Origin of the sequence: Bacillus sp. RB3 (assembly GCF_030164735.1) — a bacterium.
Classification (GTDB): domain Bacteria; phylum Bacillota; class Bacilli; order Bacillales; family Bacillaceae_G; genus Bacillus_A; species Bacillus_A cereus.
Genome location: NZ_JASNGE010000006.1, coordinates 209,819 through 228,299, shown reverse-complemented (window position 1 = coordinate 228,299; position 18,481 = coordinate 209,819). Strand labels below are relative to the sequence as shown.

Below are 18,481 nucleotides of genomic sequence, written 5' to 3'. Positions count from 1 at the left end.
AATAACTATTTCTTTTAAGGAGGTGGGAAGAATGGCTGTACCTTTTAGAAGAACTTCTAAAACAGTAAAAAGAAAGCGTCGTACGCATTTCAAATTATCAGTACCTGGTATGGTAGAGTGCCCAAGCTGTGGTGAAGCGAAATTAGCTCACCGTGTATGTAAAGCATGCGGTACTTACAAAGGTAAAGAAGTAATCAGCAAGTAATTGCGGGAAAATAAACGCAGAAGATATCTTCTGCGTTTATTTTTTTTGTCTTAATCTTTAGTTGTTGTATTCTATCTTTTCTAGTAACTGCATATGCTTAATAAAAAATGCATAGGGAGGACTAGAGAGATGGCGACAACAAGACAAGATGCTTGGACTGATGATGAAGATTTGCTTCTGGCAGAAGTAGTACTCCGGCATATTCGAGAAGGTGGAACACAACTTTCTGCCTTTAAGGAAGTGGGGAAAAATTTATCTCGTACACCAGCAGCATGTGGGTTTAGATGGAATTCTTACGTAAGAAAGCAATATAAAGAACGTATTGAGGAAGCAAAGCAACTTCGTAAAGTAGAAAATTATGAAGTGAAAGAGACAAAGGTGTTAGAACCTACGTCAATTACGTTGAATGATGTTATTGATTTCTTGCAAAATTATAAAGATGAAAACTCTTTAACGGTGTTGCAACAACAAGTTGAATCATTACAAACAGAAAGAGAGCGTCTTCTGGAGCGATTATCAGTATATGAAGAAGAGTATAGAACACTACTTGATTATATCGATCAAAAAAGAAGTGTAATGGTAGCGGAAAGAAACAATGCTCGCTCGAATGAGAAGTTAGAGAAGCTTAAGAAATAAAAAACAGCTGTTATACAGCTGTTTTTTTATTTCTTAAGCCGATTCTTCGTTTGTAACCGTATTCAAATTTGCTTCTGGATGCCAAATATAAAAATCTCCATCAGTTACTGATACGGGGTTGAAATTTAATTTATCCCAAAAACCAGCTGAATGAATACGTGCTATCGTTTTAATAGGAAATTGCATTTGTTTCGCATGATTTACAAGCATTTGCCCGAATCCTTGTTTTTGAAAAGTTGGTAATACTTCAAGTTTATAAAGTTCTAGGTAGGGACCTGTAATTTCGAATGGTTCTCCGCCGTTTCTTTTCATATATAGACTCATACGTGCGATTAGTGATCCGCCATAATAAATACCGTAAAATGGAGATTCACTGTCGTTTTCAATAATGTTTGCTTGTAATTCTTCCAGCATAGATAGTTCCTGGGCTCCGCACCCTTTAAATTTTTTGAATTCATCTAACGTTTTATAATTGATGAGCAAGCGCTCAACTTTTGGGAATCCCATTACATCACATCCTTTTCTTGTCTCGTTGAATGCAGAAAAGTAAAAATATTTATAATAATAGTATAACTCATTTTTTTATTTTTATGAAGAAGATAGTATATTTCTTTTTTTATTTTTTTGAGGATTTGCTAAACTAAGAGTAGAAGCGTATTAATAGGTGGTACATACATAGTGAAAAATGAGAGTATATTTGTTGGGCAGAGGACAGCGGAATTATAGGGCGTGCTCAGGTGCTTTAAAAAGATATAAAGGGGGGAAGGCAAGGGCACTTAGTGTGAATTCCTTGTGTGAAAATGAAAATTGGAATTGTCGGACCAGGTGCTATTGGTCTATTGTATACATTTTATTTACAAAAAAATAACCAAGATGTTACGTTGTTTACAAGAACAGCTAAGCAAGCTGAAGAATTAAATGAAACAGGTGTAACTTGTATTAGAGATGGAAGATGTGAAACAGTATATCCATCTGTTTTACCGATAGAAAGTATGGTAGCGCAAAATTTAGATTATATATTTATTGCTGTGAAGCAATATCATATAGATGACGTACTACCGTTTGTGGAAGGGGCATCATCATTAATCTTTTTGCAAAACGGAATGTCGCATCTTCAAAAGATGCTGAACATAGGGAGTAAAAATATAGCTGTTGGTATTGTAGAACATGGTGCGAAAAAAGAGGGAGGGCATATCGTTCATCATACTGGGATAGGGGTAACAAAATTTGGAGTGGTTTGTGGTCAATCTATACATTTTAAAAAAATATTCAATTATTTTCCTGTTGCTTATTTTCCAGTTCAAATAGAAACGGATTGGGAAGAGATTATGCATAAAAAATTAGTAGTAAATGTATGTATCAATCCGTTGACAGCACTATTGGGAGTTAAGAATGGTGAATTAATCACGAATCGTTTTTTTTATCAAATGATGGAGCAAGTGTTTCAGGAGGCAGCATTTCTTATTAGAGGAGAAAAAGAAATGGTATGGCAAATGGTACGAAATGTGTGTGAAGGAACGTCTCGTAATACATCTTCTATGCTAGCGGATGTAAGAGCGAGTAGAAAGACGGAAATTAATGCGATTGTTGGATATGTATTAGAAGAAGCTAAGAAACAGCAACGACCAGTTCCGACACTTCAATTTTTGTTCGATGCAATAAAAGGTTTAGAAACAAGAGTATAAGTGTTATTCTTTGCTTTTACGTGAAACATTGACTACAATGTGGATTGGTGAGAGAACTGGATACGAAAGGAAGAATTATATGGAGATAAAAGAAATCTCTGTTCCGCAACAAGGTATTGTAGCGGACTATATGAACGGTAAAAAAGAGATACAGTCATGTTTTGATTATATGTTAACAGAAGATGCTTTTAAACAACGTTTACATGATTTGCGTGAAAGGGAGTTTTTCCGCCAAGATTTAGTAGCGCATTTATTAGAATATAATACAAAATTACAAGCGGGAGAATCTACACTTCAAAATGTAAAAGCGCTTGGAGATGAAAATACATATGTTGTTATAGCTGGACAACAAGCGGGGTTATTAACTGGACCGCTTTATACAATTCATAAAGTTATTTCAATTTTACAGCTTGCAAAGGAAAAGGAAGAAAGTTTAGGAGTTAAAGTTGTCCCTGTCTTCTGGATTGCGGGTGAAGACCATGATATGGATGAGATTAATCATACTTTTGTAGCGAAAAATAAAAAGATGAAAAAAACTATTTTTTATGACCGTAATCCGAAAAAGGCAAGTGCTTCTGAGTCTGAACTTTCTGTTGAAGATTGTAGAAATTGGATTGAAGAGATTTTTAAAACATACCCAGAAACAAATTTTACAAAAGATGTATTAAAATTTGTTGATGATGCTTTGAAAAAATCGAATACGTATGTAGATTTCTTTGCTCATCTTATTACGAAAATCTTTGCTAATTCTGGTTTAATCCTTGTTGATTCACATCATCCTGAATTAAGAAAGTTAGAAATTCCATTTTTCAAGCGAATTATAAGTAAGTATAAAGAGGTACAAGAGGGCCTTCGTAATCAGCAGGAAGTAATTAAAGAACTAGGATACAAACCGATTATTGAAACGAAGTCTCATGCAGTGCATATATTCATGGAAATAGATAATGAACGAGTATTGCTTGAAGAGCATCAAGGTAAGTTTGTTGGAAAGGATGGGGCGCATTCCTTTTCATACGAAGAGTTGATTGAAGAGATGGAGAGAAATCCGGCACGTTTTAGTAATAATGTTGTAACACGTCCTCTTATGCAAGAGTATGTATTTCCTACGCTCGCATTTATTGGAGGTCCAGGGGAATTAGCTTATTGGAGTGAATTACAACAAGTATTCCATACTGTCGGTTTTCAAATGCCACCTGTCGTTCCTCGTCTTACAATTACTTATGTGGAGAGAGATATAGCGACAGATTTATTCGATCTGCAATTGAGAGAAATTGATCCGTTTTTAAATGATGTCGATAAACTGCGTGAAAACTGGTTGTCTAATCAAATAGAGGAACCGATTGATGATCATTTTGAAAAGGCGAAAAAAGAAATTGCCGATATTCATACATCTTTACAGCAATTTGTAAAGAAAATAGAGCCAGGGTTAGGTGCGTTTGCAGGGAAAAACGAATTGAAAATTAATGAACAAATTGAACTGTTGGAAAGAATGTTGAAAAGAAATGTTGAGAAAAAGTATGAGGTTCAGCTAAATAAATTCCGCCGTATACAATTCGCACTTCGTCCATTAGGTGCGCCGCAAGAACGTGTGTGGAATGTATGTTATTATTTAAATCAGTTTGGTTTGGATTTCGTTGATCGTGTAATGGAAAACCCTTTTTCTTGGGACGGAAAACATCATGTTATAAAACTATAAAATCTTGCTCTTTGGAGCAGGATTTTATTTTTATTCCGTTGAATTTACTGTGAAGTGATTTTTTTTCTGAATTATCAATCAAAAAATGTTAGATATGGCAATTGTGTTGGATACTTAAATATATGACAAAATAGCACAAAATGTAAACGTATTATTCGCTTTTTCGACAGTTTTTTATTTAAATTCCCGCAAAAGATGATAAAATTTAGTATATAATAAAAGAAAATAGCGATTTGTATAGTATGTTGCCTTTGTTGGTAAGTTAAATGAGTCGTTCTTTCGTATTATTTCATTCTCTAAGCGTGAAATATGTGTTTAGAGGAAGGGATACATTCAACATAATTAATTGGAAAAAGAGTAGGTGCAACAATGTTTAAACACGTAACAGTGCTTTTAAAGGAAACAGTAGACGGCTTAGATATAAAGCCAGATGGTACATATGTAGATTGTACACTGGGGGGAGGAGGACATAGTTCTTATTTATTATCCCAATTAACTGAAGGTGGAAAATTAATAGCGTTTGATCAAGATGAGATAGCGATTCAAAACGCGAAAGAAAAGTTCTCTTCATACGGTGAACAGTTTATAACAGTAAAGAGTAACTTCCGTTATTTAGCTGAAAAACTGCAGGAAATAGGTATAACAGAAGTAGATGGTATTTTATTTGATTTAGGTGTTTCATCCCCACAATTAGATACACCAGAACGAGGCTTTAGTTATCATCATGATGCACCGCTAGATATGCGGATGGATCAAGATGCCCCATTAACAGCGTATGATGTTGTAAATAGCTGGTCATATGAACAACTTGTAAGGATTTTCTTCCAATACGGTGAAGAGAAATTTTCAAAACAAATTGCAAGAAAAATTGAAGCTTATCGTGAGAATAAAGCTATTGAAACGACAGGAGAATTAGTAGAGCTAATTAAAGAAGGTATTCCGGCTCCAGCTCGTAGAACGGGTGGGCATCCTGCTAAGCGAGTGTTTCAGGCAATTCGTATAGCTGTAAATGATGAATTAAAAGTATTTGAAGAAGCATTGGAATCTGCTATTGAGATGGTTAAGCCAGGTGGAAGAGTTAGTGTTATAACATTCCATTCATTAGAAGATCGTATTTGTAAAACAACGTTTAAGCGAAATAGTACAACGCCACAATTGCCGCCAGGATTACCGATTATTCCTGATGAATTTAAGCCGAAATTAAAGCTTATTACAAGAAAACCGATTTTACCTTCTGATATAGAGCTAGAAGAAAATAATCGTGCGCGTTCTGCGAAGTTGAGAATCGCTGAAAAACGATAAAAGGGAGAGAGAGGTATGACTAATTTAGCTGTAAAGTACAAACAACAAGCGCAAGAAGAGGTGCAAATTCAAACGCCCCCACAGCAGATGGCTAAGCCGAAGGTTAAAGCGAAAATTACAAGAATCGAAAAACTGTTGTATGTAGCGTTTATTGGCTTTTTATTGTATGCCTGTGTCGCGTTTATTGGAAATAAAGCAGGCCTTTATCAAGTTAATGTAGAAGCAGCGACGATAGAAGAAAAAATTGTACAGCAGCAAAAAGAAAATCAAGAATTACAAGCTGAAGTAGAGAAGTTAAGTCGCTATGAACGAATCGCTGAAGTTGCAAAAAAACACGGGCTAGAAATTAATGCGAATAATGTGAAAGGCCTCAAATAAGGCAATAGGTGTGAAGGAACGATGAAGAAGAATATGACTAAATTTCATACCAATAAGGGAGCAGGTTATTTTATGATATTTTTCCTCCTGCTCTTTTTGCTGTTATTAGCCCGATTTTTTTACATACAATCAACAGGAACAGTTCATAATCAGGATTTAGATGCACTTGCTAAACAAAAGCATAGTAAAAAAGGAGTTCTTGAAGCGAACCGAGGAACCATTTATGATCAAAACGGTCATGTGTTAGCGCAAGACGCAAACTCTTACAAAATGGTAGCTGCACTAAAAGGTGCTAACTCAGTTGAGAATAAAGAAGATACTGCAAAGAAAATTGCAGGAGTACTTGGAAAAGGCGAAGAGGATATTTTAGCGACGTTAAATAAAGATAAAAGTCAAGTGGAATTTGGGAAGATAGGTAAGGGCTTGACGAAAGAAAAGAAAGAACAAATAGAAGCATTGAAATTGCCAGGGGTTTCTTTTATTACGGAAAATGCGAGAGTTTATCCAAATGGTGATTTCGCATCTTATGTTATAGGGCATGCGAAACCGAATGAAGATGGAATTGCAGTAGGTCAATTTGGATTAGAAAAAAGTTTGGATAAATATTTAGGAGCTTCAAATGGAGAGGTAGCTTATACAGGTGATCGTAGGGGGGTATCTCTTGACGGTGGGAAAGTGAATGTGAAGGCACCTAAAAATGGAGATAATGTATATTTGACAATGGATCAACGTATTCAAAGTTATTTAGAAGACGCGATGAAATCGGCGAGTCAACATTATGAGCCGGAAAGTTTAATTGGAATTGTGGCGGATCCGAAAACGGGGAAAATATTAGCAATGTCTAGTAAACCTAGTTATGATCCGAACATAGAGAATAATAAATACTTTTATAATGACGCAATTGCCAATGCATTTGAACCTGGATCAACAATGAAAATTTTCACGTTAGCGGCAGCTATTAATGAAGGTGTGTACAAAGGCCAAGATTATTATCAGTCCGGGACATATCAAGTCGGAAATAGGAAAATAAAAGATCATAACGGTGGTGCTGGTTGGGGCTCTATCACGTTTGATGAAGGGGTAGAGCGTTCTTCAAACGTAGCGTTTGCAATTTTAGGAGATCAAAAACTTGGTCCAGAACGTTTCCGAAAATATATTCATAGTTTTGGATTAGATGAAAAAACGAACATTGATTTATCAGGTGAAGGATCGAATACAATTTTATTTGATCAGCAAATACAACAAGTGACAACAGCTTTTGGACAAGGTTCCACTGTAACACCAATTCAGCTTGTACAAGCTGCAACGGCCATTGCAAATGATGGGAAAATGATGAAACCTTATGCAATTGATAAAATTGTAGATCCGATAACAGACAAAGTAAAATTAGAACATAAGCCAGAAGAAGTAGGAAAACCTGTTACAAAGGAAACAGCAGCGCAAGTAAGACAATTATTAGAACGTGTTGTTACATCTCCGAAAGGTACAGGGACAGCTTATAAAATTGATGGATATTCAGTTGGTGGTAAAACAGGTACAGCGCAAATTCCGGATGGAAAAGGCGGCTATATGACAGGAAGACAGAATTATATATTCTCATTCTTAGGTATGGCACCAATGGACGATCCACAACTTGTTGTGTATGTAGCTGTTAAACAGCCTAAATTAAAAGATGATGAGAACGGTGCACAACCGTTAGCTGATATTTTTAAATATGTAACAAAAAATAGTTTAGAGTATTTAAAGATTAAGCCAAATGAAGTTAAAGATCCGAAAAAACATCTGAAAGAACAACAAACTACTGTTCCGGATGTAAATGGTAAAACGATGGCTGAAGCGGGGAAAGCGATTGATAAAGCAAAACTTCGTCCAATCGTGCTAGGTGAAGGGAAAGTACAGCAACAAGTACCAAAAGCGACTGAACAAACATTAAAAGGCGACCGAGTCTTCTTGGTAGGAGATAAGCCTACAATGCCAAATATACAAGGATGGGCACTGCGTGATGTTATGAATTTAGCGAAGACATTACAGCTTAACTTGAAACCTTCTGGTACAGGATACGTAACAGAACAAAGTGTGGCGGAAGGAACATTATTACAACCTGGTACAGAATTAGGTGTCACACTCGTACCGCCACTCGAACCACAGCAAGAAGCAGAAAAGCCGTAATGGTAAAAGAGAATAAGTTCTAATTAAATAAGTACAAGCATATATTGGAACAAGCTAGGCGTAAGGGAGGCTTGTTCCAATATGCGTGTATCAAATGTAACAGTTAGAAAACGACTTATTTTTATACTTATATCAGGTATACTTATTTTCACGATTATCGATATTCGTCTTGGATATGTGCAATTTTTTCTTGGGAATATGTTAACGGATCGTGCGAAAGATTCATGGAGTCGTAATATTACTTTCGAACCCGAACGTGGGAAAATTTTAGACCGAAATGGTGTGGAACTTGCCACGAATAAAAGTGCTCCAACTGTCTTTGTTGTACCGAGGCAAATTGAAAAACCAGCGGAGACTGCAGAGAAGTTAGCTGCAGTATTAGGTGTGGAAAAAGATGAGATTTATAAAAGGATTACAAAAAAAGAATCGATTGTAAGGTTAGATAAAGGCGGAAGGAAAATATCACATGACAAAGCGAAAGAAGTACGAGGATTAAGTCTGAAGGGCGTGTATATCGCAGAGGATTCTATCCGGTACTATCCATTTGGAAACTTTTTATCACATGTATTAGGTTTTGCAGGTAGCGATAACCAAGGTCTTATGGGACTAGAAAAATATTATGATAAAGAGCTAAATGGGGACAAAGGTCATGTGCGTTTTTTTGCAGATGCGAAAGGACAAAGGATGCCTAATGTTGGTGATGATTTCAAAAAGCCAGAAGCCGGTTTAAATTTAGGATTAACAATCGATGCGCGTATTACAAGGATTATGGAAAGAGAAATGAATATTGCGGAGTCAACTTATAATCCTGACGGTATGATTGCGATTGCAATGAACCCTAAAAATGGTGAAGTTTTAGGGATGTCTAGTCGACCGAGTTTTGACCCAGCGGATTTTCAAAGTGTCTCTCCAGAAGTGTATAACAGAAATCTACCTGTATGGAGTACGTATGAGCCTGGTTCAACATTTAAGATCATTACATTAGCTGCAGCATTGAATGAAAATTTAGTAGACTTAGAGAAGGATACGTTTTATGATGATGGAGCAGCTGAAGTAGGTGGAGCTAGATTGAAATGCTGGAAAGCAGGAGGTCATGGCAGTCAAACGTTTTTAGAAGTCGTTCAAAACTCATGTAACCCGGGATTTATTGAACTTGGTGATCGCCTTGGTAAAGACCGATTATTTAAATACATTCGTAATTTTGGTTTTGGGCAGAAGACTGGAATTGACTTGCAAGGTGAAGGCAGTGGGATTTTATTTAATTTAGATAAAGTTGGTCCAGTAGAGCAAGCAACAACTTCATTCGGCCAAGGAGTTTCTGTTACGCCGATTCAACAAGTAGCAGCTGTAGCGGCGGCTGTAAATGGTGGAACATTGTATCAGCCGTATATAGCTAAGGAGTTTATTGATCCGAAAAATAATCAAGTTGTTAGTAAAAAGACACCTGTTGAGAAAAGAAAAGTTATTTCCAAGGAAACTTCAGAAAAAGTTCGTTATGCATTAGAGAATGTTGTAGCGAAAGGTTCTGGTAAAGGTGCTTATATTGATGGATATCGCGTAGGTGGAAAAACGGGTACTGCTCAAAAGGTGAAGGATGGTAAATATTTAGAGAATAATTATATAGTATCTTTTATCGGATTTGCTCCAGCGGATGATCCAGAGATTGTTGTGTATGTAGCTGTTGATAATCCAAAAGGGGTTACACAGTTTGGTGGAGTGGTAGCAGCTCCGATTGTCGGGAATATCCTTCGAGATGCGCTTCCTGTTATGGGAGTGAAACCGAGAAAAGAACAAGTTGAGAAAGAATATAAATGGGGCGATACACCAACTGTGGAAGTTCCGAATTTAATTGGAATGAAAAAGAAAGACTTACAAACACAACTCGTCGATTTGAAGCTTGATATAAGTGGAGATGGAGAGAAAGTAATTAAACAATCACCAGAAGCGGGAGCTAAAGTAAAAGAAGGCTCAAAAATTAGAATTTACTTCGGGAATTAAAGGTAACATAGTACGTTTTATGGTACAATTGGTGGAAGTGAGTTCTTTATAGAACAGTTACTTAATTTGAGACAGTAAGTGTCTCATTCATAAATAGGTCAGTAGCACTTACCTCCTTATATAGGAGGTAATGTGTTGCTTACTGAAAAAAGATAAATAAACAATGTAGAGAGGGTTTAGTGAAATGAAGTTGCATACACTTGTATCATGTTTGCATGATTTTCCAGTTGTTCCAAAAGAAAATCCAGAAATCACATCTATAGAAGCTGATTCACGTAAAGTGAAAGAGGGAAGCTTATTTGTATGTATGAAAGGATATACGGTTGATAGCCATGATTTTGCTAAGCAAGCAGCGGCACAAGGAGCGGCTGCTATTGTTGCGGAAAGACCAATTGATGTTGACGTTCCAGTTGTACTTGTGAAAAATACTTTTCGTTCGTTAGCGGTTTTAGCTGATTATTTTTATGGTCAACCGACACACAAGTTACATTTAATCGGAATTACAGGTACAAATGGAAAGACAACAACATCGCATATTATGGATGAGATTATGCGAGCACATGGTCATAAAACAGGGCTAATTGGAACGATTAATATGAAAATCGGTGATGAAACATTTGAGGTGAAAAATACAACACCAGATGCACTAACACTTCAACAGACGTTTTCAAAAATGGTTGAACAAGGTGTGGACAGCACGGTAATGGAAGTTTCGTCACATGCGTTAGATCTTGGTCGTGTACACGGATGTGATTACGATGTAGCGGTGTTTACGAATTTAACACAAGATCATTTAGACTATCATAAAACGATGGAAGAATATAAACATGCAAAAGGGTTACTATTTGCACAGCTTGGCAATAGTTATAATCATAATCGTGAAAAGTACGCTGTGCTGAATAGCGATGATAATGTAACAGAAGAGTATATGAGAAGTACTGCAGCAACAGTTGTAACATATGGTATTGATACAACAAGTGACATTATGGCAAAAAATATCGTTATGACGAGTGGCGGGACTACATTTACGCTTGTCACACCATATGAAAGTGTAAATGTTACGATGAAATTAATAGGTAAATTTAATGTATATAACGTACTTGCAGCAACAGCAGCAGGACTTGTTTCGGGTGTGAAATTAGAAACAATCATTGCTGTTATAAAAGAACTAGCTGGGGTTCCAGGGCGTTTTGAAGTTGTTGATGGAGGACAAAATTATACAGTTATTGTTGATTACGCACATACGCCGGATAGTTTAGAAAATGTATTAAAAACTGCAAAACAATTTGCAAAAGGTGATGTGTATTGTATCGTTGGTTGTGGCGGCGATAGGGACCGAACGAAGAGACCGATAATGGCAAGTGTTGCAACAAAATATGCAACTCATGCAATTTACACATCAGATAATCCAAGAAGTGAAGATCCAGCGGCTATTTTAGATGATATGGTACATGGTGCAAGTGGGAAAAATTATGAAGTGATTATTGATAGAAAAGAAGCGATACACCATGCAATCACTAAAGCGAAAGCAGATGATATCATTATTATTGCTGGTAAGGGTCATGAAACGTATCAAATTATTGGTAAAGAAGTTCATCATTTTGATGATCGTGAAGTTGCTAAAGAAGCAATTAAAGGGCGTTTAAGCAACGAAGAGTAACAACGTGAGAGGAGGACTACATGTGCTTGAGCAAGGTTTATTAGTAACGGCTGGGGTAGCATTCTTAATTTCTGTTGCCCTTTCGCCATTGTTTATTCCATTTTTAAGAAAATTAAAGTTCGGACAGAGTATTCGTGATGAGGGACCAAAGTCACATCAAAAAAAATCAGGGACACCGACAATGGGTGGTATCGTCATATACGTATCTATGATGGTAACTTCACTTATTATGGCGATTAAGTTTAATTATTTAGGTGCAGAGGTTTCGTTATTACTATTAGTGACGTTTGGTTACGGCTTGATTGGATTTTTAGATGACTACATAAAGGTAGTTAAGAAGAGAAATCTTGGTTTAACATCAAAACAAAAATTAGTAGGTCAGCTTGTTATTGCTATTGCATTCTTTTTAATTGGAAAAGGGCAAGCGTTCCACACATACATCATGATTCCGGGAACGGATGTTAAGTTTGAATTAGGTTGGGCGTATTTCGTACTTGTACTATTTATGCTTATTGGTGGATCAAATGCAGTTAACTTAACTGACGGTTTAGATGGTTTATTATCAGGAACAGCTGCTATTGCATTTGGAGCATTTAGTATTATTGCTGTGGCACAAGAGCAATTTGGAGTGGCGATATTCTGTATGGCAGTTGTAGGAGCTGTACTTGGATTTTTAGTATTCAATGCGAATCCAGCAAAAGTGTTTATGGGAGATACAGGTTCATTAGCTTTAGGTGGAGCCATTGCAGCTGTAGCGATTTTATTAAAACAAGAATTGCTACTTGTAATTATCGGCGGAGTATTCGTAATGGAAACTTTATCGGTTATCATTCAGGTCATTTCATTTAAAACAACAGGAAAACGTGTCTTTAAAATGAGTCCATTACACCATCATTATGAATTATGTGGTTGGTCAGAGTGGCGTGTTGTTGTGACGTTTTGGTCTGCAGGATTTTTATTAGCTGTGTTAGGAATTTATATCGGGGTGTGGATGTAATTGAAAACTGTAACTGAATTTCAAAATAAGAATATTCTTGTATTAGGCATTGCAAAAAGTGGTTATGCAGCAGCTACATTGTTACAAAAGTTAGGGGCAAATGTTATTGTAAATGACGGAAAGCCTTTAGCAGAGAATGTACTTGCTGCAGAATTACAGGCAAAAGGAATGGACGTTGTATGCGGTGGTCATCCTTTAGAATTATTAGAGAGAAATATTTCTCTTGTAGTAAAAAATCCAGGAATCCCGTATTCTAATCCAATATTAGTTGCTGCGAAAGAAAAGCAAATTCCGATTGTTACGGAAGTTGAATTAGCATATCGTATTTCAGAAGCACCATTTGTTGGGATTACGGGGTCTAACGGTAAAACGACGACGACAATGCTGACATTTGAAATGCTAAAAGAAGGACAAAAGCATCCTGTAATTGCAGGGAACATTGGAACTGTAGCGTGTGAAGTAGCACAGGATGCAAAAGAAAATGAAGTTGTAGTTACAGAACTTTCATCGTTTCAATTGATGGGAGTAGAATTGTTCCAACCTAAAATTGCTGCGTTTTTAAATTTATTTGAGGCCCACTTAGATTATCATGGGACGAAGAAAGAATATGGTTTAGCGAAAGCAAATATTTTTAAAAACCAAACAGAAAATGATTATAGTGTAATAAATGCGGATGATGCAGATGTGATGGCTTTGTCTGCGTATTCTAAAGGTCAAAAAATCCTGTTTTCGACAACGAAAGAAATTGAAGATGGCGCGTGTATAAAAGATAACGCTCTTTATTTCAAAGGTGAAAAAGTTGTTGAAGTAAGCGATATCGTTTTACCTGGTCAACATAATCTAGAAAATATTTTAGCTGCGATGAGTATTGCGAAATTATTAGGTACTTCTAATGAAGCAATTACGGTCGTGTTAAAACGTTTTACGGGTGTAAAACATCGTTTAGAATATGTAACAACGATTAACAACCGTAAGTTTTATAACGATTCAAAAGCAACGAATATGTTAGCGACTGAGAAAGCACTATCTGCGTTTACACAACCGATTGTGTTACTAGCAGGTGGGCTTGATCGCGGAAATGAATTCGATGATTTAATTCCGTATTTCAAAAATGTAAAAGCGATTGTAACATTTGGACAAACAGCTCCCAAACTAGTAAGAGCGGCAGAAAAAGCGGGATTAGATATAATTGAAAGTGTCGATACTTTAGATGAAGCAGTGGTGAAGGCTTATGCTCATTCTAAAGATGGCGATGTCGTTCTTCTTTCTCCAGCGTGTGCAAGCTGGGATCAATTTAAAACATTTGAAGAAAGAGGAGACATTTTTATACAAGCTGTGCATAAACTTATATAAAGTAAATCAAAACATCAGTAGGCTAACACCTACTGATGTTTTGTTACATAGGGCAAAAGGTTCTGCCTAAAGAGGTGGTGTTTGTGGGTAATGAAGAAAACGCCTGATTTTATTCTCATCATCGTAACACTTTCATTGTTGACAATCGGAATGATTATGGTTTATAGTGCGAGTGCAGTTTGGGCCTCTTATAAAATGGGGGACTCATTCTTTTTTGCAAAAAGACAATTACTGTTTGCGGGTCTTGGTGTAGTAGCTATGTTTTTTATTATGAAAATTGATTATTGGGTGTGGCGTACGTATTCAAAAGTGATTTTGCTAGTTTGCTTCATTCTTCTTATTCTCGTTCTTATTCCTGGAGTAGGTCTTGTTCGAGGAGGAGCACGAAGTTGGATTGGAATCGGAGCATTTTCGATTCAACCGTCAGAATTTATGAAGTTTGCGATGATTATTTTCTTGGCAAAGTTTTTAGCAGAACGTCAAAAATTGATTACATCTTTTAAACGTGGTTTATTACCGGCTCTTAGTTTTGTTTTTCTTGCTTTTGGGATGATTATGTTACAGCCAGACCTTGGGACAGGAACGGTAATGGTTGGGACATGTATCATTATGATATTCATTTCGGGAGCGAGGGTCTTTCACTTTGCAATGTTTGGTTTGATTGGTGTAGCAGGATTTGTAGGGTTAATTGCATCAGCACCGTATCGAATGAAACGCATTACATCATATTTAGATCCGTGGTCAGATCCGCTCGGAAGTGGATTTCAAATTATCCAATCATTACTTGCAATTGGACCTGGTGGATTATTTGGGCTTGGACTTGGACAAAGTAGACAAAAATTTCTTTATTTACCTGAACCGCAAACTGACTTTATATTTGCGATCTTATCCGAGGAATTAGGTTTTATTGGTGGTTCATTTGTGTTATTATTATTTAGTCTATTATTATGGCGCGGGATTCGTATCGCATTAGGAGCGCCAGATTTATATGGTACGTTTTTAGCAGTAGGTATTGTGGCGATGATTGCGATTCAAGTAATGATTAATGTTGGTGTTGTAACAGGACTGATGCCTGTTACGGGTATTACCTTGCCGTTTTTAAGTTATGGTGGATCAAGTTTGACATTAATGTTAATGGCAGTAGGTGTATTATTAAATATAAGTCGCCATTCTCGCTACTAAACCCTGTTTATAAGACAGGGTTTTTCGTATGTGTGTAAAAATGCAATATGTATATAGAAATAAATATAATGGAAATAAGAAAAGAGAAGCGGAGGAGTTAGTAGTGCGTGTATTAGTGAGTGGTGGGGGTACTGGTGGTCATATTTATCCAGCTCTTGCTTTAATTAGAGAAATAAAAAAGTTAAATCCAGAAGCAAGATTTTTATATATTGGTACGGAAAATGGACTAGAGAGTACAATCGTTCCAAAAGCAGGTATACCATTTCAATCTATTGTTATAAGTGGATTTAAACGAAAAATATCATTAGATAATGTGAAAACAGTAATGCGTTTTCTAAAAGGTGTACAGGATAGTAAACGATATATTCGTCGTTTTAATCCGGATATTGTAATTGGAACGGGTGGATATGTATGTGGACCAGTTGTATACGCTGCAGCCAAATTAGGTATTCCAACTATTGTACATGAACAAAATAGTGTACCAGGTGTAACGAACAAGTTTTTAAGCCGTTATGTTGATAAAGTTGCTGTTTGTTTTGAAGCAGCTATAGAGCATTTTCCAGAGTCAAAAGTGGTAATGACAGGTAATCCACGAGCATCAGAGGTAATGGATCAAAATGGAATGAAGGGGAAACGTTCAGTTGGGCTTTCTCTTCCTAAAAAGTCTGTACTTATATTTGGTGGAAGTCGTGGGGCTAGACCGATTAACGATGCCTTCGTTGAAGCAATTGAACAGTTTGGGAACAAAAGCTACGAAATACTATATGTAACGGGTGAAGTACATTATGATAAAGTGATGGAAGCCGTGAAGCAAAAAGGGAACCCAAGCAATGTTATTATTAAGCCGTTCATTCATAATATGCCAGAGGTACTAACTGGTGTAGACCTTGTTGTTTCAAGGGCTGGGGCAACAACACTTGCAGAATTAACAGCGTTAGGAAAACCAAGTGTGTTAATACCGAGTCCATATGTAACAAATAATCATCAGGAAAAGAATGCACGTTCAGTTGTTGATAAAGGAGCGGCAAAAATGTTACTTGAAAAAGACTTAACAGCTGAAACGCTTATTCGTGATATTGATGAGATTTTATTGAATGCACAAACATTACAAAATATGAAGCTAGCGGCTAAGCAACTAGGTATTCCAGATGCAGCAAATAAGCTGTATGAAGTAATGAATAAGCTTGTAAAAAAATAAAGTGAGGCTCTAATCAGTGGGGAGTGATTCTCTCTCGTTGATTATTATCTTTCACTAATCGGATGTTTACTGACATCCTGATTCCGCCTAATTTCTTTGTTATCGCCGAATTTTGATTTAAGAGCTGTACTGCCCGTAAATAGCGGGATAACGTTAGATGAACGCCCTGCATATTATTGTCATAAGGAGACTTAATATGGGGGAGATTGTCTATGGAACAATTAGTAAATGAGCTTATAGAAGCAGACGTTGGTCGTGTTTTAGTTAACGAGCCGTTAGCACGTTATACAACTATGAAAATAGGTGGACCAGCGGACATTTTAATTGTGCCAAAGCATGTAGCCGGTATTGAAAAAACATTACAGTTAGTAAAGCAATACAAAACGAAGTGGACTGTAATTGGTCGCGGTTCAAACCTTCTTGTATCTGATCAAGGCATAGAAGGTGTTGTTATTCGTTTAGGAGAAGGATTAGATCACTTAGAGGTCGAAAAACATAAGGTAAGAGTTGGTAGTGGATATCCTCTTATTAAATTGTCAACTTTACTTAGTCGTCAAGGGTTAGCTGGATTGGAGTTTGCGAGCGGTATTCCAGGAAGTGTCGGTGGTGCAGTATATATGAATGCAGGTGCACATAAATCGGATATATCGAGTGTATTATCGAAGGCTCTCATTCTGTTTGAAGACGGTACAATTGCCTGGTTAACGAATAAAGAACTGGAGTTTTCTTATCGGTCATCTGTATTGCAAACGAAACGTCCTGGTATTGTTTTAGAAGCGGAGTTTCAATTACAGGCGGGAAAACGTGAAGAAATTGTACGTAGCATGCAAAATAATAAAGACTACCGCCGTGAAACGCAACCATGGAATCATCCGTGTGCAGGAAGTATATTTCGGAATCCAATCCCACATTTTGCAGGAGATTTAGTAGAAAAAGCAGGGCTTCGTGGTTATAGGATTGGTGGAGCTCAAATTTCTGAAATGCATGGCAATTTTATTGTTAATACCGGGGGAGCTTCAGCGCAAGATGTATTGTCTTTAATTGAATTAATAAAACATACAATTAAGGATAAATTTGATGTAGATATGCACACAGAAGTAGAAATCATTGGAAGATAACGGTTATTCGTTCCGCTCATTATCATTTATGTTATAATAAGAAGATAAGAACGGCATGAGGAACATGCCGTTCTTTATGTTACATAGGGGGATCGTACATGAATAATAGTAAAGTGATTAAACTACAAGATCGTGTACCAAAATTGAAAAATCAAAAGAAAAAAAACAAAAAAAATGTTAATCATCGATTGATTTTATACATATCAATTTTATTTTTATTAGTGCTCTTTTTAATTTATTTTCGGTCTCCGCTTAGTAATATAAAAAAGATTAGTGTGTTTGGAAATCACTATATGACGGATGAGCAAGTAATGAAGGATTCAGGCGTGACATATGATACAAGTTATTTCCGAGTGACAGCACATAAAGCTGAAGAAAACTTAACGAAGCGAAAAGAAATTAAAGCAGTAAATGTAAAAAAACGTTTTCCAAACAAGATTGATATTCATATCGAAGAATATTTAACGATTGGTTATATAAATAAAGAGGGAAAACTACAACCGTTATTAGAAAATGGAAAAACGCTTGATGTACTACCTAATGGAAAACTTCCTGTTGCAGCACCGATTTTCGAACCTTTTAAAGAAGAGAAAATGAAGGAGTTAATCGCTGAACTAGAAAAATTAACACCAGCTATTTTAAAATCTATTTCGGAGATTCGCTATTCACCAACGAATGCGAATGAAGATCATCTTACTTTATATATGAATGAAGGTTATGAAGTGAGCACTACGATTCAAAATTTCGCAAAACGTATGGAAGCCTATCCACTTATTTTAAAAACAATTGAGCCAGGTAAGAAGGTATTAATTGACTTAGAAGTAGGTGCATATACGAAAGAATTAGGTGCGGAAGACAAAAAAGAATAGAATGGTAGTTTTCGTTGCTTGTAGCAGAAAAAACG

16 protein-coding genes are annotated in these 18,481 nt (G+C 36.4%); 15 read left to right on the top strand and 1 reads right to left on the bottom strand.

The features are described 5' to 3' along the window. Positions 1 to 31 precede the first annotated feature (31 nt). Positions 32 to 205 carry a 50S ribosomal protein L32 gene (gene rpmF / locus QO049_RS11410; protein WP_001984764.1) on the top strand — a complete coding sequence of 58 codons (174 nt, stop codon included), beginning with the start codon at positions 32 to 34 and terminating at the stop codon, positions 203 to 205. 129 nt (positions 206 to 334) lie between these two features. Beyond that, positions 335 to 841: an RsfA family transcriptional regulator gene (locus QO049_RS11405; RefSeq protein ID WP_000246468.1), complete on the top strand. Its 507-nt coding sequence runs from the start codon at positions 335 to 337 to the stop codon at positions 839 to 841. Between the two features lie 33 nt (positions 842 to 874). Here the strand turns inward: QO049_RS11405 and QO049_RS11400 are convergent, their stop codons facing one another. Next, complete coding sequence (locus QO049_RS11400) at positions 875 to 1,348, bottom strand: N-acetyltransferase (protein WP_098762659.1); 474 nt, start codon at positions 1,346 to 1,348, stop codon at positions 875 to 877. Positions 1,349 to 1,641: 293 nt separating this feature from the next. Between QO049_RS11400 and panE the strand changes: the two genes are divergently transcribed. The 13 genes from panE (at position 1,642) to divIB (ending at position 18,446) form a co-directional block, all read left to right on the top strand. Then, entirely contained in the window at positions 1,642 to 2,526 is an 885-nt protein-coding gene (panE, locus tag QO049_RS11395; RefSeq protein ID WP_002101275.1) for a 2-dehydropantoate 2-reductase, read from the top strand. A 79-nt stretch (positions 2,527 to 2,605) separates the two neighbouring features. Beyond that, positions 2,606 to 4,222 carry a bacillithiol biosynthesis cysteine-adding enzyme BshC gene (gene bshC, locus QO049_RS11390; RefSeq protein ID WP_000403027.1) on the top strand — a complete coding sequence of 539 codons (1,617 nt, stop codon included), beginning with the start codon at positions 2,606 to 2,608 and terminating at the stop codon, positions 4,220 to 4,222. A 369-nt stretch (positions 4,223 to 4,591) separates the two neighbouring features. Beyond that, a complete protein-coding gene (gene rsmH / locus QO049_RS11385) occupies positions 4,592 to 5,524 on the top strand; it encodes a 16S rRNA (cytosine(1402)-N(4))-methyltransferase RsmH (protein WP_000472508.1) in 933 nt (310 codons plus the stop codon). Positions 5,525 to 5,539: 15 nt separating this feature from the next. Continuing rightward, a complete protein-coding gene (ftsL, locus tag QO049_RS11380) occupies positions 5,540 to 5,902 on the top strand; it encodes a cell division protein FtsL (protein ID WP_000182804.1) in 363 nt (120 codons plus the stop codon). Positions 5,903 to 5,923: 21 nt separating this feature from the next. After that, positions 5,924 to 8,071, top strand: coding sequence for a penicillin-binding protein (locus QO049_RS11375; RefSeq protein ID WP_000739961.1), 2,148 nt, complete (start codon positions 5,924 to 5,926; stop codon positions 8,069 to 8,071). Between the two features lie 81 nt (positions 8,072 to 8,152). Beyond that, positions 8,153 to 10,069 carry a stage V sporulation protein D gene (locus tag QO049_RS11370; RefSeq protein ID WP_001266237.1) on the top strand — a complete coding sequence of 639 codons (1,917 nt, stop codon included), beginning with the start codon at positions 8,153 to 8,155 and terminating at the stop codon, positions 10,067 to 10,069. A gap of 184 nt (positions 10,070 to 10,253) precedes the next feature. Beyond that, entirely contained in the window at positions 10,254 to 11,729 is a 1,476-nt protein-coding gene (murE, locus tag QO049_RS11365; protein ID WP_000766316.1) for a UDP-N-acetylmuramoyl-L-alanyl-D-glutamate--2,6-diaminopimelate ligase, read from the top strand. Between the two features lie 22 nt (positions 11,730 to 11,751). Next, a complete protein-coding gene (mraY, locus tag QO049_RS11360) occupies positions 11,752 to 12,726 on the top strand; it encodes a phospho-N-acetylmuramoyl-pentapeptide-transferase (RefSeq protein WP_000893060.1) in 975 nt (324 codons plus the stop codon). Beyond that, complete coding sequence (murD, locus tag QO049_RS11355) at positions 12,727 to 14,079, top strand: UDP-N-acetylmuramoyl-L-alanine--D-glutamate ligase (protein WP_000860116.1); 1,353 nt, start codon at positions 12,727 to 12,729, stop codon at positions 14,077 to 14,079. Between the two features lie 90 nt (positions 14,080 to 14,169). Further along, positions 14,170 to 15,261, top strand: coding sequence for a stage V sporulation protein E (spoVE, locus tag QO049_RS11350; protein WP_000753520.1), 1,092 nt, complete (start codon positions 14,170 to 14,172; stop codon positions 15,259 to 15,261). 103 nt (positions 15,262 to 15,364) lie between these two features. Next, positions 15,365 to 16,459 carry an undecaprenyldiphospho-muramoylpentapeptide beta-N-acetylglucosaminyltransferase gene (gene murG, locus QO049_RS11345; protein ID WP_021728036.1) on the top strand — a complete coding sequence of 365 codons (1,095 nt, stop codon included), beginning with the start codon at positions 15,365 to 15,367 and terminating at the stop codon, positions 16,457 to 16,459. A 212-nt stretch (positions 16,460 to 16,671) separates the two neighbouring features. Beyond that, the gene (murB, locus tag QO049_RS11340; protein WP_000437021.1) at positions 16,672 to 17,577 is read left to right on the top strand and encodes a UDP-N-acetylmuramate dehydrogenase; all 906 of its coding nucleotides are present in this window, start codon (positions 16,672 to 16,674) and stop codon (positions 17,575 to 17,577) included. A 98-nt stretch (positions 17,578 to 17,675) separates the two neighbouring features. Then, the gene (gene divIB / locus QO049_RS11335; protein WP_001065788.1) at positions 17,676 to 18,446 is read left to right on the top strand and encodes a cell division protein DivIB; all 771 of its coding nucleotides are present in this window, start codon (positions 17,676 to 17,678) and stop codon (positions 18,444 to 18,446) included. The last annotated feature ends 35 nt before the right edge of the window (positions 18,447 to 18,481 follow it).